The 23,221-nt window shown below is 69.9% G+C and carries 21 protein-coding genes; 7 read left to right on the top strand and 14 right to left on the bottom strand.

The features are described from left to right. Window positions 1–714 (top strand): FAD-binding protein (locus tag VF092_12710; GenBank protein HEX6748148.1); only part of this gene is annotated, 714 nt, incomplete at its 5' end. Between the two features lie 268 nt (window positions 715–982). Here VF092_12710 and VF092_12715 read toward each other — a convergent pair. The 3 genes from VF092_12715 to VF092_12725 form a co-directional block, all read right to left on the bottom strand. Further along, window positions 983–1,252 carry a CsbD family protein gene (locus VF092_12715; GenBank protein HEX6748149.1) on the bottom strand — a complete coding sequence of 90 codons (270 nt, stop codon included), beginning with the start codon at window positions 1,250–1,252 and terminating at the stop codon, window positions 983–985. Window positions 1,253–1,490: 238 nt separating this feature from the next. Then, window positions 1,491–1,694 (bottom strand): CsbD family protein, encoded by a 204-nt coding sequence (locus VF092_12720; protein HEX6748150.1) that lies wholly within the window; start codon window positions 1,692–1,694, stop codon window positions 1,491–1,493. A 126-nt stretch (window positions 1,695–1,820) separates the two neighbouring features. Next, window positions 1,821–2,519 carry an NAD(P)H-dependent oxidoreductase gene (locus VF092_12725; GenBank protein HEX6748151.1) on the bottom strand — a complete coding sequence of 233 codons (699 nt, stop codon included), beginning with the start codon at window positions 2,517–2,519 and terminating at the stop codon, window positions 1,821–1,823. A 358-nt stretch (window positions 2,520–2,877) separates the two neighbouring features. On the opposite strand from VF092_12725, the gene VF092_12730 reads away from it, so the two are divergent. Continuing rightward, window positions 2,878–4,188, top strand: a complete 1,311-nt coding sequence (locus VF092_12730; protein HEX6748152.1) for a S8 family serine peptidase — start codon at window positions 2,878–2,880, stop codon at window positions 4,186–4,188. Window positions 4,189–4,437: 249 nt separating this feature from the next. Here VF092_12730 and VF092_12735 read toward each other — a convergent pair whose 3' ends face one another. From VF092_12735 to VF092_12755, 5 genes are all read right to left on the bottom strand, one after another. After that, entirely contained in the window at window positions 4,438–5,166 is a 729-nt protein-coding gene (locus tag VF092_12735; GenBank protein HEX6748153.1) for an ABC transporter ATP-binding protein, read from the bottom strand. A 61-nt stretch (window positions 5,167–5,227) separates the two neighbouring features. Beyond that, window positions 5,228–7,639, bottom strand: a complete 2,412-nt coding sequence (locus VF092_12740; GenBank protein ID HEX6748154.1) for an ABC transporter permease — start codon at window positions 7,637–7,639, stop codon at window positions 5,228–5,230. 284 nt (window positions 7,640–7,923) lie between these two features. Beyond that, window positions 7,924–8,139 carry a hypothetical protein gene (locus tag VF092_12745; GenBank protein HEX6748155.1) on the bottom strand — a complete coding sequence of 72 codons (216 nt, stop codon included), beginning with the start codon at window positions 8,137–8,139 and terminating at the stop codon, window positions 7,924–7,926. A gap of 14 nt (window positions 8,140–8,153) precedes the next feature. Continuing rightward, the gene (locus VF092_12750; protein HEX6748156.1) at window positions 8,154–8,525 is read right to left on the bottom strand and encodes a response regulator; all 372 of its coding nucleotides are present in this window, start codon (window positions 8,523–8,525) and stop codon (window positions 8,154–8,156) included. A gap of 156 nt (window positions 8,526–8,681) precedes the next feature. Continuing rightward, window positions 8,682–9,245 (bottom strand): DUF488 domain-containing protein, encoded by a 564-nt coding sequence (locus VF092_12755; GenBank protein ID HEX6748157.1) that lies wholly within the window; start codon window positions 9,243–9,245, stop codon window positions 8,682–8,684. A 245-nt stretch (window positions 9,246–9,490) separates the two neighbouring features. Between VF092_12755 and VF092_12760 the strand changes: the two genes are divergently transcribed. From VF092_12760 to VF092_12770, 3 genes are all read left to right on the top strand, one after another. Beyond that, window positions 9,491–9,730: a hypothetical protein gene (locus VF092_12760; protein ID HEX6748158.1), complete on the top strand. Its 240-nt coding sequence runs from the start codon at window positions 9,491–9,493 to the stop codon at window positions 9,728–9,730. Window positions 9,731–9,893: 163 nt separating this feature from the next. Then, window positions 9,894–11,984 (top strand): M20/M25/M40 family metallo-hydrolase, encoded by a 2,091-nt coding sequence (locus VF092_12765; protein HEX6748159.1) that lies wholly within the window; start codon window positions 9,894–9,896, stop codon window positions 11,982–11,984. Between the two features lie 198 nt (window positions 11,985–12,182). After that, entirely contained in the window at window positions 12,183–14,222 is a 2,040-nt protein-coding gene (locus VF092_12770) for a M13 family metallopeptidase (protein ID HEX6748160.1), read from the top strand. Between the two features lie 432 nt (window positions 14,223–14,654). Here the strand turns inward: VF092_12770 and mgtE are convergent, their stop codons facing one another. The 4 genes from mgtE to VF092_12790 all read right to left on the bottom strand — a co-directional run bounded on the left by mgtE (window position 14,655) and on the right by VF092_12790 (window position 18,646). Then, entirely contained in the window at window positions 14,655–15,977 is a 1,323-nt protein-coding gene (gene mgtE / locus VF092_12775) for a magnesium transporter (protein HEX6748161.1), read from the bottom strand. 187 nt (window positions 15,978–16,164) lie between these two features. Beyond that, entirely contained in the window at window positions 16,165–17,286 is a 1,122-nt protein-coding gene (gene corA / locus VF092_12780; GenBank protein HEX6748162.1) for a magnesium/cobalt transporter CorA, read from the bottom strand. Then, the gene (locus VF092_12785; protein HEX6748163.1) at window positions 17,264–17,626 is read right to left on the bottom strand and encodes a hypothetical protein; all 363 of its coding nucleotides are present in this window, start codon (window positions 17,624–17,626) and stop codon (window positions 17,264–17,266) included. Before VF092_12785 ends, corA begins: the two co-directional genes overlap by 23 nt. 111 nt (window positions 17,627–17,737) lie before the next feature. Further along, a complete protein-coding gene (locus VF092_12790; protein ID HEX6748164.1) occupies window positions 17,738–18,646 on the bottom strand; it encodes an ABC transporter substrate-binding protein in 909 nt (302 codons plus the stop codon). A 148-nt stretch (window positions 18,647–18,794) separates the two neighbouring features. Between VF092_12790 and thyX the strand changes: the two genes are divergently transcribed. Both thyX and VF092_12800 read left to right on the top strand, forming a co-directional pair. After that, window positions 18,795–19,577 (top strand): FAD-dependent thymidylate synthase, encoded by a 783-nt coding sequence (thyX, locus tag VF092_12795; GenBank protein ID HEX6748165.1) that lies wholly within the window; start codon window positions 18,795–18,797, stop codon window positions 19,575–19,577. A 53-nt stretch (window positions 19,578–19,630) separates the two neighbouring features. Next, window positions 19,631–20,620 carry a DUF4365 domain-containing protein gene (locus tag VF092_12800; protein HEX6748166.1) on the top strand — a complete coding sequence of 330 codons (990 nt, stop codon included), beginning with the start codon at window positions 19,631–19,633 and terminating at the stop codon, window positions 20,618–20,620. Here the strand turns inward: VF092_12800 and VF092_12805 are convergent. Then, on the bottom strand, window positions 20,615–21,154 hold the full coding sequence (locus tag VF092_12805) for a hypothetical protein (GenBank protein HEX6748167.1): 540 nt from the start codon (window positions 21,152–21,154) through the stop codon (window positions 20,615–20,617). The genes VF092_12800 and VF092_12805 overlap by 6 nt on opposite strands. Window positions 21,155–21,269: 115 nt before the next feature. Continuing rightward, window positions 21,270–23,084 (bottom strand): tetratricopeptide repeat-containing diguanylate cyclase, encoded by a 1,815-nt coding sequence (locus VF092_12810; GenBank protein ID HEX6748168.1) that lies wholly within the window; start codon window positions 23,082–23,084, stop codon window positions 21,270–21,272. Window positions 23,085–23,221: the final 137 nt, after the last annotated feature.

Consider the following 23,221-nt stretch of genomic DNA (forward strand, 5'->3'; position numbering starts at 1 on the left):
CCGGTGCCGCTGTTCCCCGGCTTCGACACGCTGGGCACGCTCGAGCACATCATGACCACGGGGCACGAGCACACCTGGTTCATCCTCACCCAGAAGATCATCGAAAAGGAGTTCGCGCTCAGCGGCAGCGAGCAGAACCCCGACCTCACCGGCAAGAACGTGCGCATGGTGCTGGGCCGCGCGCTTCCCGGCGCGCCCGCCCCGGTGGAGGCGTTCAAGCAGAAGGGCGCCGACTTCGTGGTGGAGAAGAACCTGCCCGACCTGGTGCGCCGGATGAACGCGCTGACCCCCGAGCCGCTGCTGGACCCCGCGCAGGTGGAGCGCGAGGTGCGCGCGCGCGACCGCGAGCTCGACAACGTGTTCACCAAGGACGCGCAGCTCACCGCCATCCACGGCGCGCGCAACTACCTGGGCGACAAGCTGATTCGCGTGGCCAAGCCGCATCGCCTGCTCGACCCGAAAGCCGGCCCGCTGATCGCCGTGCGCCTGCACATCCTCACCCGCAAAACGCTGGGCGGGCTGGAGACGGACCTTTCCTCGCGCGTGCTGCGGGAGGACGGCGAGCCGCTCTCCGGCCTGTACGCCGCGGGCGAGGCGGCCGGCTTCGGCGGCGGGGGGATGCACGGCTACCGCGCGCTGGAAGGCACCTTCCTGGGCGGCTGCATCTTCTCCGGCCGCGCGGCGGGGCGCGCCGCGGCGGGCGCGGTGGGGTGATGCGGACGGAGGAGAAAGGTGCCGAGTCGGGTGAAGCATTGGCGGGTCTGACCGAATCTCCGTGCTGACGCAATGATAGATCCTTCGGCCTGCGAACGCTTGCGCAGACGCTGATTGCGGTCTGGCCGGCCTCAGGATGACGTCGGCGTGGGATCGGTCCGGGTGCATCAACCCAATTCCCGGATTCCGTATGATCATCCTATGATTGAGACAAAGCGACGGGGCGGGAGGCCGCGCCGCCTCCCGCCCCGTCCATCCGTCGGCCCGGTCAGCGGTCGCGACCGATGGCTCTCTGGGCCTTCCCGAAGGTTTCCTGGATCTTCCCCTTCACCTGGTCGAGCTTGCCTTCCCGCTCCAGGCCCTCGGCCCGGGCACCGAGCTCCTCCTTCACCCGCCCCTTCACCTGGTCGAGCTTGCCCTCGCGCTCCAGGTCCTCGGCGCGGGCGCCGATCTCCTCCTTCACCCGCCCCCGCACATCCGTGGCGCGGCCCTCGAGCTGGTTCCCGACGCCCTTTCTGGTCATGTCGCGGTCCGCCATCGCACTACCTCGCTGTGAGAGTTCTCCGGCACCGAGGGGGGTGGGGAGGCCGCGCAAGGACGATACCCCACACCCGCGATGTGAACGGGGCTATCTTCAGGTCTGCCAAGAACGTACAACGCGAAACCCGGCGCAGGCGCGGGCGCTTGGATCCCCCTCCGGGGATCTCGGACCTCCGCACGAGACGGGGCGGGAAGCCGCGCGGCCTCCCGCCCCGAATTCCGTCACCGCGCCCCGGTCAGAGGTTGCGGCCGACGTCCTCCTCACCCTTGCCGAAGGTGTCCTGCAGCTTCCCCTTCAGCCGGTCGAGCTTGCCCTCGGCCTGGAGGCTCTCGTCGCCGGTCAGGCCCCCGACCGCGTCCTTCACGCGGCCCTTGAGGTCCTCGCCCTTGCCCTCGAGCTGGTTCTCCACGCCCTCGTTGATCATGTCGCGGTCCGGCATCACTCCACCTCCCAGGTGATAGGTCTCCGTCACCGGCAGGCGGAGGGGAGTGCAAAGCCTGTACCGCACCCGCCCGACGTGAGCGGAGTCATCCCCTTACGATTGCATCACTTGCACGGCGTCCAATCACGCCGCCGGCGCGGGCTCGTGGATCCCCTCCAGCCGCAGCGCGCCGGGCGCCAGCGGGTGCGCCTTCAGCAGCTGGGCGTAGTAGACGAGGTTGCGGGCGAGGTTCCGCGCCATGGCCGGCGAGGCGGGGTTGCGCAGGCGCTTCTCGCGGTCGTCCGCGGGCGGGAAGCCCACCTCGCCCACCCAGTACGCGGCGCACTCGGGCGGCAGGGTGAAGCCCATCCAGGTGAGCACCATCATGATGCTCCCCATCGTGGCCAGCGCGCCGTCCTCGCTGCCGGTGATCACGATCCCCGCCACCTTGTTGTACAGCGCGCTGCGCCCCGAGGCGTGGTACTCCTCGTCGAGCGCGTCCAGTCGCTCGATGGCGCGCTGCATCAGGCTCGACCGCCCGCCCCACCACACCGGCGTGGCGAAGAGGACCACGTCGGCCGCCTTCAGCAGCCCCACGATCTCCGGCCACCCGTCGTCGTCCGACTCGCGGAAGCCCAGCCCCACGGGGATGTTGCGGTCCGCCAGCCGCACCACGTCGGCGTGGACGGGCGCGTGCTCGCGCATGGCGTCGAGCACCAGGTCGGCGAGCTCGGCGGTGTTGGAGATGCCGGGCGCGTGCTTGAGCGAGCCGTTCAGCACCAGCACGCGCAGCTCGCGCGCGGCCGGCATGGGGCACGGAAGATGGGGCTTCGGCTTGTACATCGGCGGGATCTCCGAGAAAACGCGGGGATGACGGACGGGCGTGAATCACACCGCGTTTGGAGATCACGCCGCCGCAGCCGGTTACAGTCGACGGCAGGCGGGAACAAACGCTCCACTTGGAATTGTGGCGCCCGCGCACCACCTTGGTGCGGCTGCACCAGCGCGGTTCAGCCGCCGCGAATGGGACATCAGGTTCTAAGTACAATCCCACCAATTACTTAGAAATGTCGAGCCAGGCGCCGTGAGATGGCGCCGGGCTTGCCGCGACCAGCGACCGTGCGATTCCCATCGCCACACCACCACCCGACCTGTCCTGCCGGGTGACGGACGTCTCACTCAGCTCCAGGAGATCCCACGCATGGCACGTCTCCACACTGCGGCCGTGGCCGCGCTGGTGCTGGCCGCCGCCTGCGCCGACGGCGGCGACACGGCGCTGGCCCCGACCACCGACGGACCGCAGCCCTTCGCGATGAAGGCCGTTCCCGAGCAGGTGATGCCGGGCGAGGTGCTGGTGAAGATGAAGCCGGGGATGAGCGCCTCGGTGCTCAGCGCCGCCCACGGGCTGCGCCTGAGCGCCACCGGCTACGCCGCCGCGTTCACCGTGCTGCAGGCCGAGGTCGGGCAGGAGCGCGCGGTGGCCGCCGAGCTGGCGAAGGACCCGCGCGTGCAGTGGGCCGAGCCCAACTACCTGCGCCATGTCGACGCCATCAATCCCAACCTGTGGGCGTTCTTCAACCCCGGCGGACTGAACATGACGTTCACGTCCGGGAAGAACTCCGGGCAGCCCATCGGTCCGAGCTACGCCTCGACGCTGGACTCCGACATGGACAACATCGAGGGGTACGCGGCGGGCGGCAGCGACGTGGTGATCGGCAGCATCGACACCGGCGTGGACCTGACGCACCCCGAGTTCACCGGGCGCCTGATCGCCGGGCAGGACTGGTACAACAACGACAACAACCCGGCCGACGACGACGGCCACGGCACGCACACCACCGGCACCATGGCCGGCGCCACGGTGGGCGTCGCCGGCGTCTCGGGCGCCGCGGCGCACGTCCGCGTGTACGTGCAGAAGGTGTGCGGCCGCCGCGGCTGCCCGGTGAGCGCCACGGCCAGCGCCATCCGTGCCGCCGCCGACTATCCGGGGATGGTGGCGGTGAACGTGTCGATCGGCGGCGCCGGGCTGTCGAGCGCCGAGGCCGACGCCATCGCCTACGCCACCGGCAAGAACGTGCTGGTGATCGCGTCGGCGGGGAACAGCAACGTGGGCACGGTGGAGTGCCCCGCCTGCGACCCCAACGCCATCTCGGTGGCCGCCACCACCTGGGCAGACCAGAAGGCGCCGTACTCCAACTGGGGCTCGGGGCTGGACATCAGCGCGCCGGGCGGCAGCTGCTACAGCAACACCACGTCCAACGGGTGCATCTACAGCGCGTACAAGGGCGGCGGATACGCCTGGATGCAGGGCACGTCGATGGCGGCTCCGCAGGTCACCGGCACGGCCGGCGTGGTGGCCTCGGTCACCGGCCTGCGCGGCGCCGCGCTGCGCAGCCGCATCCTGGGCACCGCCGACGACAAGGGCGCCAACGGCTACGACACCACCTTCGGCAACGGCCGCCTGAACACCTACCGCGCGGTCACCAACAGCTCGCTGGCCGCGGGGCTGTAAGCCTCTCCGGTCTCCGCGGACAAGACGGCGAGGCCGCACCTCCGGGTGCGGCCTCGCCGTTTTTTTGGTGCGAGAGTGCGAAAGTGCGAGAGTGCGAGAGTGCGAGAGTGCGAGAGTGCGAGAGTGCGAGAGAGTGCGCCAGTTCCGGCGCGAACTGCCGCACTCAGCACTCAGCCTCAGCACTCTCGCACCTTCGCACCTTCGCACCTTCGCACCTTCGCACCTTCGCACCTTCGCACCTTCTCACTCTCACGCCGTCGCCAGCATCGCCGCCGGGTGCTCGTGCCCCTCGGGGAGCGCGTCGACCACGCGGCCATCGAACAGGTGGATGGTGCGCTCGGCGTACTCGGCGTAGCGCGGGTCGTGCGTCACCATCACGATGGTCGAGCCCTGGCGGTGAAGGTCGGCCAGCAGGTCCATCACGTGGCCGCCGTTGGCCGAGTCCAGGTTCCCCGTCGGCTCGTCGGCCAGGAGGACGGAGGGTCCGCCGGCGATGGCCCGCGCCACGGCCACGCGCTGCTGCTGGCCGCCGGAGAGCTGCGACGGGTAGTGCTTCGTCCGGTGGTCCATCCCCACCTTCTGCAGCGCCTCGGCCACGCGCGCGCGGCGCTCGGCGGCGCCCATCCCGCGGTAGGTCAGCGGCAGCTCCACGTTCTCGGCCACCGTCAGGTCGCCGATCAGGTTGAACGCCTGGAAGATGAAGCCGATCTCGCGGTTGCGGATCGTGGCCCGCTGCGCCGGGGTCAGCCGCGCCACCGGCTGCCCGTTCAGCACGTGCTCGCCCGCGGTGGGCGAGTCGAGCAGGCCGAGGATGGACAGCAGCGTGGTCTTGCCGCACCCCGACGGGCCGGCGATGGACACGTACTCGCCGCGGCGGATGTCCAGGCTCACGCCGGCCAGCGCGTGCGTCTCCACCTCCTCGGTCAGGAACACGCGGGTCACGTCCGCCATCCGGATCAGGGCGTCGTTCGCTTTCATCGTTCTTTATCTCCGGTCTCAAGTCGGTGCGCCGGCCCGCGCGGGGCCGGCGCGGTTCGGTTCACTCGTAGCGGAGCGCCACCATGGGGTCCACGCGGGTGGCGCGGCGCGCGGGGATCCACGACGCGGCCAAGGCCGACAGGATCAGCACCGCGAAGGTGACGCCCACCACCACCGGGTCCAGGAAGCTCACCTGGAAGAGGATGATCTTGAGCCCGCTGGAGAGCAGGAACGCCAGACCCGAGCCGAGCAACAGCCCGATCGCCAGCTGAATGGCCCCCTGGCGCATCACCAGCCGCACCACGTCGGCGGGCTGCGCCCCCAGCGCCATGCGCACGCCCATCTCGCGGGTGCGGCGCGCCACGTTGAAGGCCATCACCCCGTACAGCCCCACGGCGGCCAGCACCAGCGCCACCGCGCCCATGATCATGAACAGCGCCCCGAACACCCGGTAGAACCAGGTCTGCTCGTCGATCCGCTCCTGCAGCGTCTTGACGAAGTAGATGGGAAGGTCGGGGTCCATGCTGCCCACCAGGCCCCGCACCGGCGCCGTCATGCTCCCCGGCGTCACGCCGCGCGGGCGGATCACGACGGAGACGAAGCGCTGCGGCGACTGGGCGAAGGGAACGTAAACCGACTCGGGATCCTCGTTCTCGGGCCCGTCGTTCCACATGTCGGGCACCACGCCCACGATCGTCCGCCACGGCTCGGTGCTCTTCGAGTCGCCGAAGCGCACGCGCCGGCCGATGGGGCTCTCGCGCCCGAAGTGCTTCACCGCGAACGCGTGGTTCACGATCGCCACCGGCACCCCCGCCTGCGTGTCGGAGGTGTTGAAGTCTCGCCCGTCGACCGACACCTGGAAGGTGCGGAAGTACCCCGGGTAGGTGTTGATGAAGTGCGCTTCGGGAATGTCGCGGTCCTGCGCGTACACCTTTCCCTCCACCATCATGGAGATGGTCGGCGCGCCGAGCCCGGGAAGCATCCCGGTCAGCGTGTAGCTCTCCACCCCCTGCACCTCGGCCAGGCGCTGGTAGAGCTGGTCGTAGAAGCGGATCTGCGCCGCGCTGTCGCGGTAAGCGGTCTCCGGCAGCCCCACGCGCGCGGTGAAGATCGACCGGGTGGGGAAGCCGTAGTCCATGTTGCGCAGCTTGGTCACGCTCTTGATCGTCAGGCCGGCAGCGACGAGGAGGCCGACGGAGAGCGCGATCTCGAACACCACCAGCGCGCGCGACAGGCGGCCCCCGCGGAAGCTGCTGGACCCGCGCGACTCGTCCTTCAGCACCTCGTTGACGTTGGCGCCCGACGCGCGGATCGCGGGAAGGACGCCGGCGACGAAGGTGGCGAAGAGGGTGATCGCCAGCACGAACAGGAGGATCGGGCCGTCGATCCGGATGTCGATCCAGAAGGGCGGCTCGGTGCTGGCGATGGCCGCGTTGAACAGCTTCACCCCCTCGGCGGCCAGGCCCACGCCGAGAACGGCGGCCACGATCGCCATCGCCAGCGGCTCGGTGAGGAACTGGAGGATGACGCGGCCGCGGCTGGCGCCCATTGCCGTGCGGATCCCCACCTCCTTGGCGCGCATGGCGGCCTGGGAGAGGAGGAGATTCGCCACGTTGGCGCAGGCGATCAGCAGCACCAGGAAGACGGCGAAGAGCATGGTCTGCAGCAGCCTGGTCGGCTCGTCGCCGATGAAGCTCTTGGTGTACGGCTCCACATAGGCGGAGATGTCCTTGTTGCTCTCGGGATACTGCGCGGCCAGGCGCCGGGCGATCCCCCGCATCTCCACGTTGGCGCGGTCGATCGTCATCCCTTCCTTCAGCCGCGCGAACACGAACAGGTCGGTGCCGTCGCCGCGCTTGGCGGGAAGCGCCTGGCGGAGCGGAAGCCACAGCTTCTCGCTGGCGGGGAAGGCGAAGCGCGGCGGCATCACGCCGATGACCTCGGCCTGCTCGCCGTTGACGCGGATGGTGCGGCCGATGACGCCGCGGTCGCCGCCGTAGCGGCTCTGCCACAGCTCGTAGCCCAGGATGGCCACGGCGGGCGCGCCCACGGCGTCCTCGCCGGGGCGGAAGGTGCGGCCCAGATACGGCTTGGCGCGCAGGAGCTGGAAGGCGTTGGCGCTCAGGTAGGCGCCGTCGAAGCGCTCGGGCTTCTCGGCGCCGCTCACGTTCATGGTGCCGTTGGTGAACGCGGCCACGCCCTCGAACACGTGCTGCTGCGCGCGGTAGTCGGCGAAGTCGTGCAGCGTGACGGAAAGCTCGTGCTGGTCGCGCACCGGGTTCTCGCGGCGGACGCTGACCACGCGCTCGCCGTGCTCGAAGGGGAGCCCGCGCATCAGCGCGCCATACACGATGCTGAACATCGTGGTGGTCAGCCCGATCCCCAGCGCCAGGGTCACGACCGACACGGCCGAGAACCCCGGGTTGTGGAGGAGCTTCCGCGCGCCGTAGCGGAGGTCCTGTAGAAGGCTCATGGGTCCGGCTCTGCTGTAGGGGTGCGGAGCGCGCGGGTCGCCGCCCCGGGCCCGGTCGGCCGGGCGAGAGTGGAGGGAGGCCCGGTGCCGGTGTTCTGAGATTGCGCTGGCCCCTACGGGAGCACCCGGACGGAGGTTTCGCTCCCCCGCGGATTCGTTCCACCGCGGCACGAAGCGGCCATGACGGGGATGAAAAAACGAGGAGGAGCGATCAGGTTCGATCTCTCCCTCCTCTTCACTTCTCTCGCGCGATAATCACGCGGAGCGCCAATCACCAAAAACGCTTACATAGTTTCGTCTTCACCGTAGATGTCGCGGATGCTGTGCGAGCCTGCCATGCGTCGCACACCCTCGAGCACCTCTGCTTTGAAGGCGATCATATCGAGCGCGGCGTCGACCGTCTCGGATGCCGTCCTGGTTCCGAGGATCTTCTGTACACGCTCGAGCTTGTCCTGTGAAATCCGCATGGTTTTGCGGACGATGCGCTCGGGCCGATGCATGGTCTCTCCACCGGTTACGCGGGGCCGATGCGGGTGCGGACGTCGGCGAGGAAGTGGGGCGGGAGGACGGGCTTGATGAGCACGCCGTCGAACCCCTCGCGCTCCAGCCCCTCGCGGTCGATGGAGAGCGCCATCGCCGTCAGCATCACCACGGGAATGTGGCGGGTGCGCGCGTCGGACTTGATCAGGCGCGTGGCCTCGCGGCCGTCCATCACCGGCATGGCCAGGTCCATCACCACCAGGTCGGGATGGTGCTGCAGCACCATCTCCACCGCCTCGCGGCCGTTGCGCGCGCCGAGCGTGCGGTAGCCCTCGCGCTCCAGCATCAGCTGCAGCGCGACGCGGTTGTCCTCGTGGTCGTCGGCCAGCAGGACGGTTTTCGGCATCGCGGCGCGGTTCGGGAGGGTGGTGCCCGTGTGTGGCGGTATGCGGAAGGTGACCAGCGCCGCGCCGCCGCGCAAGCGCCCGCCGCCCTGCATCGCAGGCCTCGCCCGACGCGCAAGAACGGCGCCGTCAAAGTAACGGAGTGTACGCCCTTGCACTTACGCGAACAGGTCCTCCTGCACCCCGGGCGTGGCGGGGTAGATGACGGTGCCGTCGCCGCGGACGAGCGCGTGCTCGGAGAGCCGGGCCGGTGCCGCCCCACCCGGCCCGGTGATGTCCTCGACGGGGATGCCGCGGGCCAGCAGCGCGTCGGTGATCAGCCGCCGGTGGCAGCGCCAGGGGACGGCCTCGGCGCACATGATCGTCGTCCTGCGCTCGCGCGAGAGGGAGATCAGCCGGTCCAGCGCGGCGCGGAACCCGGGCGTGGCCATGTAGTCGGCGTAGGCGCGGAAGGCATCGTTGCGCCACGCCGTGTTCGGCGACGCCGCCACGGCCTCGCCGCTCCGCCGGCCGCCCAGCAGCTCGGCGTGCACGTAGCCGATCCCCGCCTCGGCGAGCGAGGCTGCCAGCTGCGCGCTGCCGAACTGCGGGTGCCGCCGCGAGCCGGGAAAGCGCCGCACGTCCACCAGCAGCTCGATCCCGTTCTCCCGCAGCAGCGCGATGAACTGCTCGATCGTCCGCGTGCTGTGCCCGATGGTGTAGATCGTCGCTGCGTCGTCCATCGCCCTCGCGCTGTTGTGATCCTCCCGATCCTACCCGAAGCGCAGGTTGCGTGCACAAACCGGACGGGTGGACGCGCTCCGCGGTGATGCGCTGCCGGAGAAATCACCATCTCCCGCATGTACAAAGCTTGTACACGCCAATGACGCTCAACTCGGGATTCCGCTTCGACTTACCGAATCCGTACAGCGGCCCGATGCTTGCGTTTCGCCCGCGGCGCACCCTGTGGACCCGCTGGTCGAGGACGATGAGGACGCTGCAAGACAACGAAGGACGGACCTGGCGCGCGTGGCACGTGCGCCCGCAGAGCGGGGTCCTGAAGGGATCGTCGCCCGAGCTGGCTCAGGGGTGGCTGTGCTTCGAGACGGACGGCGAGAAGCGCCGCCTGCCGCAACCGCGGGCCGACTGGGAGTCGATTCCCGACGCGGAGCTATTGGAGTTGCTGGCGCAGGCCGGCCTGGTGCCGAGCAAGCGGGTGCCTGCCTGAGCGGGATGTGATCGAACCTCACGAGGGGCGGCGGTCCGGAGAACCGGGCCGCCGCCTCTTCGTCTCGACCACCATCACTCCCGCTGGTGAGGGCGGGTCGCAAACCGTAGTTTGCACCGCCGTCCATCCCCCGATCTCCACCCGATTCCGCGAGGGCTTGCCCGTGCTCGTTCGCTTCGCCGTGCCCGCGGCGCTGCTGGCGTCCGCCGCCGCGCTCCACGCCCAGCAGATGCCGGGCTACTCCGCCGACGCCGCCGCGCGCGAGCAGCGCGTCGAGGCCGCCGCCGTGGCCGCCACCCGCCCCGACCGGGCGTCGGCGCACTCGCGCGCGCTCTCGGCCGAGGTGCACGTGGCCGGCACCCCCGCGCAGGCGCGCACCCGCGACTACGTGGTCGACCAGATGCGGCGGATGGGGCTGGAGACGGAGGTGCGGCGCTACCGCGTCTTCCTTCCGCACGCCACCGCCGTGCACGTCTGGCGCGTCTCCCCCGATCCCCGCGAGCTCACGCTGGCCGAGCCCGCCGTCCCGGGGGACAGCACGTCGGGGCTCTGGCAGTATCCCACGGTGAACGGCTCCAGCGCGCCCGGCGACGTGCGCGGCGAGGTGGTCTACGTCAACTACGGGCTGGTGGAGGACTACGCGAAGCTCGACTCGCTCGGCGTCTCCGTGCGCGGGAAGATCGCCGTGGCGCGCTACGGGCGGAGCTTCCGGGGGATCAAGGCGCGCGAGGCGGGGCGGCACGGCGCGGTGGGGCTCGTCATCTACAGCGATCCCGCCGACGACGGCTACGTGCGCGGCGACGTCTATCCCGAGGGCCCCATGCGCAACGAGCGCGGGGTGCAGCGCGGGAGCATCCTCAACACCGACGGCGATCCGACCACGCCGGGCTGGGCCTCCACCGACAGCGCGCGGCGGGTGACGCCGGACGTCCCGCGCATCCCCGTGGTCCCCGTCTCCTACGCCAACGCGGCGGAGCTGCTGCGCGGCGTGCGGGGGACGGGCGTGCCGCAGACGTGGCAGGGCGGGCTCCCCTTCCGCTACCACGTGGGGCCGGGACCGGTGGTCGCGCGCATCCAGGTGGAGACGGACGCGGCGAGCAACGCGTACAAGGAGATCTGGGACACCTTCGGCGTCATCCGCGGAAGCGAGCTCCCCGACGAGATCGTGATGGTGGGCGGCCACCGCGACGCCTGGAGCCCCGGCGCGGCCGACAACGTGAGCGGCACGGTGAGCGTGCTGGAGTCCGCCCGCGCGATCATGGACCAGGTGCGCGCCGGCCACCGCCCGCGCCGCACCATCGTCTTCGCCACGTGGGACGCGGAGGAGTGGGGGCTGGTGGGCTCGACCGAGTACGTGGAGGAGGATTCCGCGCGGCTGATGCGCGGCGCGGTGGCGTACCTCAACCAGGACGTGGCCGCGCAGGGGACGGCGTTCAACGGAGGGGGATCGCCCTCGCTGCGCGCGACGCTGCGCGACGTGGCGCGGCTCGTCCCCGACCCCTCGGGCAGCGGGAACGTGTACGAGGTGTGGCGCAAGCGCTCGAACCTCCCCGACTCGGCCGAGGTGTCGATGGGGAACCCGGGCGGGGGCTCGGACTTCGCCGGCTTCTACAACCACCTGGGGATTCCCATCACCGACTGGGGGTTCGGCGGGCCGGGCGGCGTCTACCACTCGCAGTACGACTCGTACGCGTGGATGAGCCGCTTCGGCGACCCCGGCTTCCTCTACCACGCGGCATCGGCCTCCGTCGGCGCGGCGCTGCTGCTGCGCCTGGCGAACGCCGAGATCCTGCCCTACGACTACGCCGAGTTCGCGCGCACCATGCGCGGCTACCTCCCCGACGTGCAGCAGATGCTGAAGGGAAAGGGGTGGGATACGACGACGGTGGCCCCGCTGCGCACGGCCATCGACGGGATGGAGGCCGCCGCGCGCGACTTCGCCACCGCGCGCGACCGGGCGCTGGCGGGCGCGCTGCCGTCCGCGCGGCGCGACGCGACCAATCGCGCGCTGCTGGGCGTGGAGCGCGCGCTCACGCGGCCGGAGGGACTGAAGGGGCGCGAATGGTTCCGCAACCTGATCTACGCATCGGACCCGGACAACGGCTACTCCGACATGGTCTTCCCCGGCGTCGCCACCGCCGTGCGCGGCGGCGAGCGCCCGCTGGCCGAGAGCGAGCTGGCCGACCTCGCCCGCCGCTTCGCCGCGGCAACGGCGGCGCTGCGCGAGGCGACCCAGGCGCTGAGTGGGAGCTGAGGTTCCAAACAGATTGGGCTCACGCAGAGTTAGCAGGGTCAGCAGTAATCAGCAGCGGTTTCCCTGCTGTTTCTGCTGACCCTGCTGACTCTGCGTGAGACATTACGGTCTGTCCCAATCTTCTGGCGGAACTCGGCCGCGCACCCTATGTACACGGGTGCCACCATCCCTCGTCATCTCCAACCGCGGTAACTCACGATGATCCGATCGCGAATCGGGCTGGCCGCCGCGCTCGCCACCCTCGCCGCCGGCACGACGGCGGCGGTGCGCGCGCCGGACGGCGTGGCGGCGGTACCGCGCGGCGCCGCCTGCGCCGACACCACCGGCCTGGCGTGCCGGGACTTCTACTCCTTCGCCAACCAGGCGTGGCTCGACAGCACCAGGATCCCCGCCATCTACCCCGCCTGGGGCGCGTTCTACGAGCTGGCGGAGAACAACGAGAACGTGCTGAAGACGGTGCTCGAGGACGCCGCCGCGCACCGCGGCGACGCGTCGAACCCCTACGCCAGGCTGGGGACCTTCTACGCCGCCTGCATGGACTCCGCGGCCGCCGAGGCCGCCGGCGCCGCGCCGCTGCAGGCCGTGCTCGCGCGCATCGCCGCGGCGAACACGCCGGCCGCCATCGCCGCCGAAGCCGCGCGGCTGCGTCGGTCGGGGGTGGGCGCGCTCTGGTCCATCGCCGGCGGGCAGGACGACAAGGCCAGCGACCGGGTGGTGCTGCAGATCGCCCAGTCGGGGCTGGGGCTGCCCGACCGCGACTACTACCTGAAGACCGACTCGGCCTCCGTCGCGCTGCGCAGCGAGTACGTGGTCCACGTCGCGCGCATGCTGGAGCTGGCCGGCGAGACGCCCGCGAAGGCGAGGGACGACGCGCAGAAGATCCTGCGCATCGAGACGGCGCTGGCGCAGGCGTCGATGACGCGGGTGCAGCAGCGCGACCCCAACGCCATCTACCACAAGCTGTCGATGGCGCAGCTGCGCGCGCTGGCGCCGGGCTTCGACTGGACGGCGTACCTGCGCGAGGTGGGCGCGCCCACGGTGGACAGCGTGCTCGTCCGCCAGCCCGACTTCGTCTCCGCGGCTGGGCGGCTGCTGACCACCGCGCCCGTGGCCGACTGGCAGGCGTACCTGCGCTGGCAGTTGGTGAACCAGGAAGCCGCGCGGCTGTCGTCCGCGTTCGTGAACCAGAACTTCGCGTTCGGCAAGCGCTTCACCGGCGCCACCGAGCTGCAGCCGCGCTGGAAGCGGTGCATGTACGAGGCCGACAACGGGCTGGGCGAGCTGCTGGGGCAGGCGTACGTGGCGAAGGCGTTCACCCCCGAGGCCAAGTCGCGCGCCGACGAGATGGTGCGGAACCTCCGCGCCGCGCTGGCCGAGCGCATCCGCGGGCTGGCGTGGATGTCGGCCGCCACCAAGCAGGCGGCGCTGGCCAAGCTCGAGGCGTTCATGCCCAAGATCGGCTACCCCGACCGCTGGCGCGACTACTCGGCGCTCGAGGTGCGGACGGGTGCGTACGCCGCCAACGCGATGGAGGCCGACCGATTCGAGTTCGACCGCCGGATGCGCAGGATTGGCCGCCCGGTGGACCGCGCGGAGTGGGGAATGACGCCGCCCACGGTGAACGCCTACTACAACCCGTCGCTGAACGAGATCGTGTTCCCCGCGGGGATCCTGCAGCCGCCCTTCTTCGATCCCGCCGCGGACGACGCCACCAACTACGGGGCGATGGGCGCGGTGATCGGGCACGAGGCCACGCACGGCTTCGACGACCAGGGGCGGCAGTACGACGCGGTGGGCAACCTGCGCGACTGGTGGACGCCCGAGGACGCGGCGCGCTACAACGCGCAGGCCGACCGCATCATCGCGCAGTTCAGCGGCTACGTGGCGGTCGACACCATGCACCTGAACGGGCGGCTGACCGCGGGCGAGAACATCGCCGACCTGGGCGGGCTGACCATCGCCTACGCGGCGCTGCAGAAGGCGCTCGAGGGGAAGCCGCGCACGGTGATCGGCGGCTTCACCCCCGAGCAGCGCTTCTTCCTGGGATGGGCGAAGGTGTGGCGCGAGCTGCGCCGCCCCGAGTACCAGCGGATGCTGACGACCATCGACCCGCACTCGCCCAGCCAGTGGCGGGTGAACGGGCCGCTCAGCAACATGCCCGAGTTCGCGCGCGCGTTCGGGTGCGGCGCCGGCGACCCCATGGTGCGCGCCGACCCGCTCCGCGTGCAGATCTGGTGATCTTCCTTCTCGGAAGATGAGAATCGAGGCGGTGGAGAAGCATCTCCGCCGCCTCGGTTTTTCTTGAACTGCTTTGGATCACACGGAGGGAACGGAGGAAACGGAGTTAGTTCCTCCGTTACCTCCGTTTCCTCCGTGTGACATCCTTCTTTTTGAAGATCGGGGGGATGGAGATCGGCTTCTCCGGCGCTTCATCCCACCCGGGGCCAGGGGATGTCTTCTCGTCCCACGGGTGCGGGATCTCGACCTTTTCCGCCGGCGGACCGGGGCGCTTTCGCGGTTGATTCGATCCGAACACGATTCCCCTCCTTCCTGCGAACCTCGAAGAAATCTCTCACAGAGGGCACAGAGGTCACAGAGAACAGAAGCGCCTCTCTGTGTTCTCTGTGTCCTCCGTGAGAGACCTGCTTTTTCGATGCCAGACGCCGGACCTTACAGCAGCGTCCCGCCGAGGATCATCTGGGCGATGGAGAAGTAGATGACCAGCCCGGTGACGTCCACCAGCGTGGCGACGAAGGGCGCGGACGAGTTCGCGGGGTCCAGTCCCAGGCGCCGGAGGACGAGGGGGAGCATCGAGCCCGTGACCGTGCCCCAGAGCACGATCCCCACCAGGCTGAACGCGACCACGGCCGCCACCAGCATGTAGTGCGGCCCGTAGACGTGGCCGACCGCCTGCCACACGAGGATGCGCACGAAGCCGATGGCCGCCAGGATCAGCCCCAGCGCGAACCCGGTGGCCACCTCGCGCCGGATCACGCGCCACCAGTCGCGCAGCCGCACCTCGCCCAGCGCCATGGCGCGGATCACCAGCGTGCTGGCCTGGCTCCCCGTGTTGCCGCCGGACGAGATCATCAGCGGGACGAACGAGGCGAGCACGACGGCGCGGGCGATCTCGTCCTGGAAGTGCGCCATCGCCGTGGCCGTCAGCATCTCGCCGATGAAGAGGACGACCAGCCAGACGCCGCGCTTGCGCACCATCGCCGCCAGGCCCACGTCGAAGTAGGGCGCGTCCAGCGCCTCCATCCCGCCGGCCTTCTGGATGTCCTCGGTGGCCTCTTCCTGCACCACGTCGACGATGTCGTCGACGGTCACGATCCCCTTCATCCGCCCCTGCGAGTCGAGCACGGGAAGGGCGAGGAGGTCGTTCTCGGCCAGCAGCAGCGAGAGCGCCTCCTGGTCCATGTGCTCGGGGACGGTCACCAGCTCCGTCTCCATCACCTCGTGGATCGGCCGGTCGCCGGGAGAGGCGAAGAGCTCGCGGAAGGAGACCACGCCCTGCAGCCGCTGCTCGGCGTCGAGCACGTAGGCGTAGTAGATGGTCTCCAGGCGGCGGCGGGCCTGGCGGCGGAGGTAGGTAATGGCCTCGTCCACCGTCATCTCGCGCCGCACGCGCGCGAAGCGGGGGCTCATCAGCCCGCCGGCCTCGTCCTCCTCGTACGCCAGCAGCGCGCTGACCTCGCGCCGGGTGACCGGGTCCAGGAAGTCGATCACGTGGACGCGGTCGTCCGGATCCAGCTCCTGCACCAGGTCGGCCGCGTCGTCGGGCGGGAGGAGGCGCACCCAGCGGCGGCGCGCGCCCTCGCGCAGCTCCATCAGCAGCTCCGCCTGGTCGCGCGTGCTGAGCCCCAGGAAGAAGTCGTCCGCCTCGTCCGCGGGCAGCAGCGTGAACCCCTCCGCGCGCTCGTCGCGGGAGAGGATCGGCCACACGTCCTGCAGCTCTTCGGCGGTCAGCGCTTCGGAGGCCGGCGGAATCATCCGGTTCGGTCGCGGTCGGCTACGGGTTCGGAGACGGCGGAGCTTCGGCGGGCGTACGATACCCGCGGGGGCGCGGGCGCACCAGCGTTTTCAAGCGCGGAAGTGCGTCAGTGCCGAAGTGCATCAGTGCGCCGCCTTGCGATGAGTGAACGCACTCACGCACTTCCGCACTCTCGCACTCTTCCGCTCAGATCCACTTCTTCCGGCGGAAGTATACGTACAGCCCCAGGCCGACGGTCAGCATCACCCCGATGGCCCACGCGTAGCCGTACTGCCACGACAGCTCCGGCATCACGTGGAAGTTCATCCCGTAGATCCCCGCCACGACCGCGACGGCCATCAGGATGATCGACCACGCCGCCATCAGCCGCATGGTGATGTTGAGCTGGTTGGAGACCACCGACAGCTGCGCCTCCATCGCCCCCGTCAGCAGGTCGCGCAGCGTGTCCAGCTCCTCCACCACGCGCATGAGGTGGTCGTGCACGTCCTGGAAGTACAGCATCAGGTCGGCCGACAGGAACGGCAGGTCGCGGCGCAGCAGGGTGGAGAGGAGGTCGCGCTCGGGGCCCAGCACCTTGCGGAAGAGCGTCATCTCCCGCCGCACGTTCAGCAGCCGCTCCAGCCCGCCGGGATCGTGCCCCGTGAAGATCTGCCCCTCCATCTCCTCCACGCGGTCGGCGAAGTGGTCCATCACCGGGAAGTAGTGGTCCACGATGCTGTCCATGATCGCGTGGCCCAGCACCCCGACCGAGTGGAACGCCCTGGGGTCCGCGCGCCAGCGGGCCAGCACCTCGCCGAACTCGTGCACCTTGTGGTCGTGCACGGTCACGATGTAGCGCCGGCCCAGGAAGATGTGCACCTCGTGCAGCGCCATCCGCTCGCGCTGGGGGTTGAACGCGGCGGCGTAGAGGACCAGGAAGTAGTAGCCGGGATAGCGGTCGAGCTTGGGGCGCTGCCGGCCGCGCACGCAGTCCTCCACCGCGAGGGGATGGAAGTGCAGCCGCTCGCGCAGGAGCTGCTCCTCGCCGGGCCCCGGGCAGGCGATGTCGATCCAGACGAGCGGCGCCTCGCGGTCGTCGGCGCTGCGGGCCTCCTGGCAGCGGTCGAACAGCGCCAGCCCGTCTTCCAGCGGCACCGCGTGCACGCCGCTGCCGTTGTCGGCGTAGCAGACGGTGCGCGACCTGGTGGGCTGGTCGGCCTCGGTCAGCTCGCGCGCGTGGAAGTGGCGGTCGGCGGGGAGCGACGGCTCCGGCCCGCCGAACCCCATCTCGTCGGCGGGGATGATGTCACCGCGCGCGGCGCCGCTCATAGCCCGGTACGGTGTCGGTGATCACGGCCACGGCGATCTCCAGCAGCCCCAGCGCCACGTGGGGGATCCACACCTCGGTGTCGAAGCCGAACAGCCAGGGGCTGACCGCCAGCAGCACGCCCGAGATCCCGTCCAGCCAGAGATGGACGGGCATCTGCAGGCGCTTGACGACGCCGAGCTCGTAGTCGGTGAACAGGGAGTAGACGATGGCCGCGCCGCCCAGCGCGACGAAGATCCACGTCTGCGGGCCCGGCCCGAAGCGCAGGACGAACGGGAGCGCGATCATCAGCGCGCCCACCGTGTAGTCCAGCACGCCGTGGGTGCGGGTGGGAATCCGCATCAGCGTTCCTCCATTGGGGGGGATTTGCGATTCGCCCGTTTACGCGGCGGGCGATTGCAAGGGGCGCGCCCTAACTGCAGTGCTGAGTGCTGAGTCGAACTTCGCGCGGCATCAGCTCCAGCGCTCGATGATGCCGTCCGCCGCGTCCGCGGGGAAGACGTCGGGGTGCAGCCAGGCGGCGAGCGCCTCGATCCCCGCGACCACGCGCGGGCCGGAGCGGCTGAAGTACGCGCTGTGGCCGATCGCCGCCGCGCCACGCTCGATCGCGCGCGGGGCGAGCGCGTGCAGCCGCTCGCGCGCGCGATCCGCGTCCACCCGCGCCTGCTCCAGTGCGTAGCCGCAGGGAACGAGGAGGAGGCGGTCGGGATCGAGTCCCTCGACGTCCGACCACGGCACCTCCACCGAGTGCCCGCCCGGCGCGCCGATCAGCCCGTCCCCACCCGCGATGTCGATCATCTCGGGGATCCAGTGGCCGGGCGCGAACGGCGGGTCCAGCCACTCCAGCGCCAGCACCCGCGGCCGCGCCCGCCCGGCGACGGCATTGCGGACGCAATCGATGCGCGCGCGGAGGCCGGCCGCGGTCTCGTCGCCGCGCGCGGGCTCGCCGGCCGCGTCCGCCACCTGCTCGACGGAGTCGATGATCTCGTCCAGCGTGTGCGCGTCGAGCGACAGCACGTGGGGACGGTGCGGCAGCGCGGCAACGGCGTCGTGCACCGACGGCGTGGGGACGGCGCACACCTCGCACACGGCCTGGGTGAGGATCAGCTCAGGGCGCGAGTCGGCCAGCGCGCGGGCGTCGATCTCGTAGACGCTGCCGAACTCCTGCATGCAGCGCCGCACCTCCGCGTCGATCTCGCCGCTGGTCAGCCCCGACGGGTCGAAGCGCACGCGGCTGAGCCGGGGGAGGCCGAGCGCCTCGGGCGGCCAGTCGCACTCGTGCGAGATGGCCACGAGCCCGTCCTGCAGCCCCAGCTCGTACACGATCTCCGTTGCGCTCGACAGCAGCGACGCGATCCGCACCATTCCTCCGCCGTTCGGGTGTGCCGCCACAACCTGCGCGCGCGCCGTTCCCCCGCGCAAGCGAAACGGTGGCGCGCGACCCGTTGTCCGCGCGGCGGCGGCGGCCTAGTTTCCGCGCCCACCCGCACCGTCCACGGAGCCGACCCCCATGCAGATCATCCGCCAGCCCCGCGTCACCGTCATCGCGCGCCAGCAGTTCACCGTGCCGCCGCACATCAACTGGCGCAGCGACAGCGAGGTGGCCGGCGAGGCCCTGGCGGAGTTCGCAGGCCGGCTCTGCTACCTCAGCTTCGGCGAGGACGCGGGACTGGAGGGCGGCCACAAGACCATCCCCGGCCGTACGACGAACCAGGCCTATCTCGCGAACATCCTGAAGACGAAGCACGGCAGTGTGCTCGAGCACGCCGTCTGGAGCTTCCTGTTCGAAGGAGTCAGCCGTTCGCTGACGCACGAGTTGATCCGGCACAGGGCAGGCATGGGATACAGTCAGCTGAGCCAGAGGTACGTGGACGAGTCGGAGATCGGGTTCGTGCTCCCGCCGGAGATCGAGGAGGGCACGCCCGAGTTCGAGACATGGCGGCAGGCATGTGAGCGCTCGCTGGCTTCCTATCAGCAACTCCTTGCCGGGGTAGCGGAGAAGGTTGGCGATGAAGGCCCGGCAACGATGAGGAAGAAGCGCGCGCGGCAGGCTGCACGCTCAGTGCTGCCCAACTCGGCAGAGACGAAGATCGTAGCTACCGGGAACGCCCGCGCACTGCGCCACTTCTGCGAAATGCGAGGCGCAGGGAATGCAGATCTGGAGATTCGCCGTCTCGCGGGTGCGGTGCTGCGCGTGCTGCATCAGGAAGCACCAAATATGTTTGGCGACCTCCGCTTGGTTCCCAGCTCAGACGGGATCGACACGATCGAGACGGAGTTTTCAAAGGTCTGAGGCCGTAATCACAGCAAGTCCAACCTCTCTCCTTATCTCACCAGGCTCAAGCCGTGAGCACCCCGCGCGTTCCGCATACGCTCTGGACAGAACGCGCGGGTATTATCGCTGTTGCTTCCGAGATCAACCGGCTCGGGTTGATCTGGCGTGAGCAGCCCTCCGTCGACGTCGGTATCGACGGTCAGATTGAACTGGTGGATCCAAACGGCCGTGCAACGGGCAGGATCGTAGCCGTTCAGGTGAAGAGCGGACCTTCCTTTTTCAAGGATGACGGCGAGCACTGGATGTTTCATCCTGACGAGAAACACCGGTTCTATTGGGAAATCTTCCCGCTACCGGTGCTTCTGATGCTCCATTCACCGGCTGACGGAATCACATACTGGGTCGACGCGCGTCAAGCATTACGGAGTACGCCGGCCGAAGCTATCAAGGTGCCCAAGAACAACCAGCTTCAGAGCGCAACCGCTGCAGATCTCTTCTATACGGCTGGACATCCGACCCAGTCCCTCCTCGAGCTTCCGGCGGTAATCGACGCCCTCTGCAGGGCGAGAACCGCTTCGGCAACGTTCCATCTCACGTATTTCGACTTGTTTGTAAACGGACTTACGAACATCGCCAATGCCATCTACTTCGGGATGGATTTAGCAATGGAAGTAGCGGAAGCAAAGCTTCCCGAGGATGTAGAGTGGATGTCGTTCGGTTCGGAAGCGCATGATTTCTTGTTCGGATTCCTGAACTTCCTCGTCGAGCAGAATCTTGCGACTGTAGACGTGTCCAGCTGTCTGGTCGATTGGAATACGCGGGGGTTGCTTCCAAAAACCATCGCCCCGCTCACCTCGCGAGGACGCGCGCTGGTCCGGGTCATCTGGGAATTACAGGAACGATTTCAACGTGAGGGTCGCCTCGACGTTCCTCCCGGGCTGGGAGTCGCCCAGGAGGATTTCGTCCGGATGGAGTTCACTGCCTCGCACTATTATCGGATCCCGCTGATCACTGCGTTCCAGCAGCTCATCCGAGAAGAATCGGATCGAGCCACCTCATAGCTCCTCATCGCGCTGTAGGCGCTCCAGAATAACCGCCAGCTCCGCCACAGCCTCCTCCAGCGGCCGCGAGGTGTCGATGACGGGGAGGGCGAGCGCGTCGGCCTGGCCGCGGAGGTAGGCGGCCCAGCAGTCCATGTCGCGGGTCGCAAGCTCGGGCTGGCAGCGGGGGCCGTGCAGCCGCGCGTTGCGTTCCGCGTGGCCGCAGTCGGCCAGCGCGATCTGCCAGCGCCGCGCGCCCAGCCGCACCAGGTGGTCGCGCGCCATGCTCGCCCGCACCTGCCCGTCCAGCACCGCCACGCGCACGCCGTCGTCGTTGCGCAGCAGACGGGCGATCCACTCCGCCGTCATCGCCGACTGCCACCCGTCCCCGCTCCCGAAGCGGCGCACCATCTCCTCCGGCGAGGGGACGCCGATGGAGTCGAAGAAGTAGCATCCCACGCCCGGCAGTCGCAGGGCGTCGAGCGCATGGACGAGCGTCGTCTTCCCCGCGCCGGACGCGCCGGTGAGGACGAGGATTGCGGGTTGGGGATTCATCGGGATGGAGATTTGGACGACGTCGGCTCTGCCGCGAATGGGCAGGCGTACGGCTCCGCTTGGGATGGCGTTTCAGCGGGAAGATGCCGAGGGCGGGAGTGGAGATCGTATCTCCTTACGCGACCACACGGTCCTTCCCGAGGCGCTTGGCTTCGTAGAGCTTGCGGTCGGCGTCGGCGAGGAACGTCTCGGGCGTGGGGTGCCGGCCCGCCTCGGCCACGCCCGCGCTGATGGTGACGGCGAGCCCCGGATGCACCGTCTCCCAGGCGTGCTCGCGGACCAGGCGGCAGACCTTCTCGCTCGCCGCGGCCGCCTGCTCCAGCGTGGTGGCGGGGAAGAGGACGACGAACTCCTCGCCGCCGAAACGCGCCACCACGTCGCTCTGGCGCACGTGCTGGCGCAGGATGCCTGCGACGGCGCGCAGCACCTCGTCGCCCACGGCGTGCGAGCAGGTGTCGTTGATGCGCTTGAAATCGTCGAGGTCGCAGATCATCACGCTCAGCGGCTGCACGCCGCGCACGGCCAGCGGCAGCGCCTCGGCCAGGCGCTGGTCCAGGTAGCGACGGTTGAACGCGCCGGTCAGCGGGTCGCGGATGGTGAGCGCGTGCAGCTCGCGGTTGCGCTCCTCCAGCTCTGCCTGCGCGCGGGCCAGCGCCGCCTCGGCCTCCTTCCGCTCGGCGATCTCGCGCTCCAGTTCGATGGTGCGCAGGCGGTGGATCTCGCGCTCCTGCAGCGCCCGCTCGGTGTCGAACTGCACCATCATCGCCGCCATCTTCGCGTTCGCCTGCTCCTGCAGGTGCTGCACGCGCAGCTCGTCGAAGCGCTCGAAATAACGCAGCGCCTCCTCGAACCGCCCCATCGCCGCGTACGCGCGCGAGAAGCGCCGCTGCAGCTGCGCGGTGTGCGAGGGCGGCCGCTCGGTGCGGACGAACAGCGCCTGCGCCTGCTCGTAGCACGCCAACGCCTCGGCGGGTCGGCCGCGGTGCAGGTGCACGTCGCCCTGCACCCACACGGCGTCGGCATAGTAGCCCACGTGCAGGGGAGCGTCCGCGAGCGCGTCGAGCGAGCGGACGATCGAGGCTTCCGCCGCGTCCACGTCGCCGCGCTCGAGCAGGAGCTTCGTCAGCCCCAACCGGCCCAGCGCAGCGCCGGCGGCGTCTCCCTCGCGCTCGTACAGCTCCAGGCAGCCGCGGTAGTATTCCTCCGCCGCCGCGAGATCCTCCAGCTCCTCGGCGGCGATCCCCATGCGGTACAGCGTGCGCGCGGTGTTGAGCGGATAGCGGTCGCCCATGCTCTCCAGCGCCACGCGGTAGTAGGAGAGCGCGCGCTCGAACTGGTCCATGTTGCTGTAGACGATGGCGATGCGGCCGACCAGCTCGGCGCGCTCCCACCGCCCCTCGTCGTCGGCGTCGCCCGCCCATCCGCCGGCGGTGGACTCGTGCAGCTCCAGCGCCTGCAGCAGCAGCGGAAGCGCCTTCACGAAGCCGCCCTGCGCGGTGAGCACGGTGCCCATCACCCGCAGCGCGCGCGCCTCCTCGTCCGGCCGGCCCGCCGCGCGCGCGGCCTCGATGGCGTCGCCCGCGTGGCGGAGCGCGAGGTCGAAGTCGTACGTCGACGCGCGGTTGGCGGCGAGCTCGACCAGCACCTCGCAGCGCAGGGCGTCGTCCCCCGCGCGCTCGCAGCGGGCGAGCGCGTCGTGCAGGATCTCCCGCGCGCGCGGCACCTCCGCCGCGACGGCGGAGAGGCACGCGCCCAGCGCCGCCATCGCCCGCCGCTCCATCTCCGCATCGCCGAGCTTTTGCGCGGCAACGAGCGCGCGCTCGGCCAGCCCGCGCGCAGCCTCGGGCTCGCGGTGGCGGATGGCCAGCGCGCGGGCGCGGAGCGTCGCGGCGTTCTCCTGGTCTGCGGCGGAGATGAGCGCGGGAGCCATCGGGGCAGATCTGTCGGCGGAGACGCGCGGGAGGAGGGGATTGCACCGCGCGCGGCTGCGGAGGGCGTAGTAATAGTTTCCCGCGGGCTCGAACGGAAGCCTCGTCGCTCGCGGCGGCGCTCTTGACCGGCGTCGCC

Origin of the sequence: Longimicrobium sp. (assembly GCA_036377595.1) — a bacterium.
Taxonomy (GTDB): Bacteria; Gemmatimonadota; Gemmatimonadetes; order Longimicrobiales; family Longimicrobiaceae; genus Longimicrobium.

Excerpts from the sequence above, each read along its gene's own strand:
- thyX (HEX6748165.1), top strand. The coding sequence starts at position 18,795 with ATGCAGATCATCCGCCAGCCCCGCGTCACCGTCATCGCGCGCCAGCAG.
- VF092_12735 (HEX6748153.1), bottom strand. The coding sequence starts at position 5,166 with ATGAAAGCGAACGACGCCCTGATCCGGATGGCGGACGTGACCCGCGTG.
- VF092_12720 (HEX6748150.1), bottom strand. The coding sequence starts at position 1,694 with ATGCCGGACCGCGACATGATCAACGAGGGCGTGGAGAACCAGCTCGAG.
- VF092_12805 (HEX6748167.1), bottom strand. The coding sequence starts at position 21,154 with ATGAATCCCCAACCCGCAATCCTCGTCCTCACCGGCGCGTCCGGCGCG.
- VF092_12810 (HEX6748168.1), bottom strand. The coding sequence starts at position 23,084 with ATGGCTCCCGCGCTCATCTCCGCCGCAGACCAGGAGAACGCCGCGACG.
- VF092_12725 (HEX6748151.1), bottom strand. The coding sequence starts at position 2,519 with ATGTACAAGCCGAAGCCCCATCTTCCGTGCCCCATGCCGGCCGCGCGC.
- VF092_12760 (HEX6748158.1), top strand. The coding sequence starts at position 9,491 with ATGAGGACGCTGCAAGACAACGAAGGACGGACCTGGCGCGCGTGGCAC.
- VF092_12785 (HEX6748163.1), bottom strand. The coding sequence starts at position 17,626 with ATGCGGATTCCCACCCGCACCCACGGCGTGCTGGACTACACGGTGGGC.
- VF092_12770 (HEX6748160.1), top strand. The coding sequence starts at position 12,183 with ATGATCCGATCGCGAATCGGGCTGGCCGCCGCGCTCGCCACCCTCGCC.
- VF092_12755 (HEX6748157.1), bottom strand. The coding sequence starts at position 9,245 with ATGGACGACGCAGCGACGATCTACACCATCGGGCACAGCACGCGGACG.
- VF092_12745 (HEX6748155.1), bottom strand. The coding sequence starts at position 8,139 with ATGCATCGGCCCGAGCGCATCGTCCGCAAAACCATGCGGATTTCACAG.
- mgtE (HEX6748161.1), bottom strand. The coding sequence starts at position 15,977 with ATGATTCCGCCGGCCTCCGAAGCGCTGACCGCCGAAGAGCTGCAGGAC.
- VF092_12730 (HEX6748152.1), top strand. The coding sequence starts at position 2,878 with ATGGCACGTCTCCACACTGCGGCCGTGGCCGCGCTGGTGCTGGCCGCC.
- VF092_12750 (HEX6748156.1), bottom strand. The coding sequence starts at position 8,525 with ATGCCGAAAACCGTCCTGCTGGCCGACGACCACGAGGACAACCGCGTC.
- corA (HEX6748162.1), bottom strand. The coding sequence starts at position 17,286 with ATGAGCGGCGCCGCGCGCGGTGACATCATCCCCGCCGACGAGATGGGG.
- VF092_12740 (HEX6748154.1), bottom strand. The coding sequence starts at position 7,639 with ATGAGCCTTCTACAGGACCTCCGCTACGGCGCGCGGAAGCTCCTCCAC.
- VF092_12715 (HEX6748149.1), bottom strand. The coding sequence starts at position 1,252 with ATGGCGGACCGCGACATGACCAGAAAGGGCGTCGGGAACCAGCTCGAG.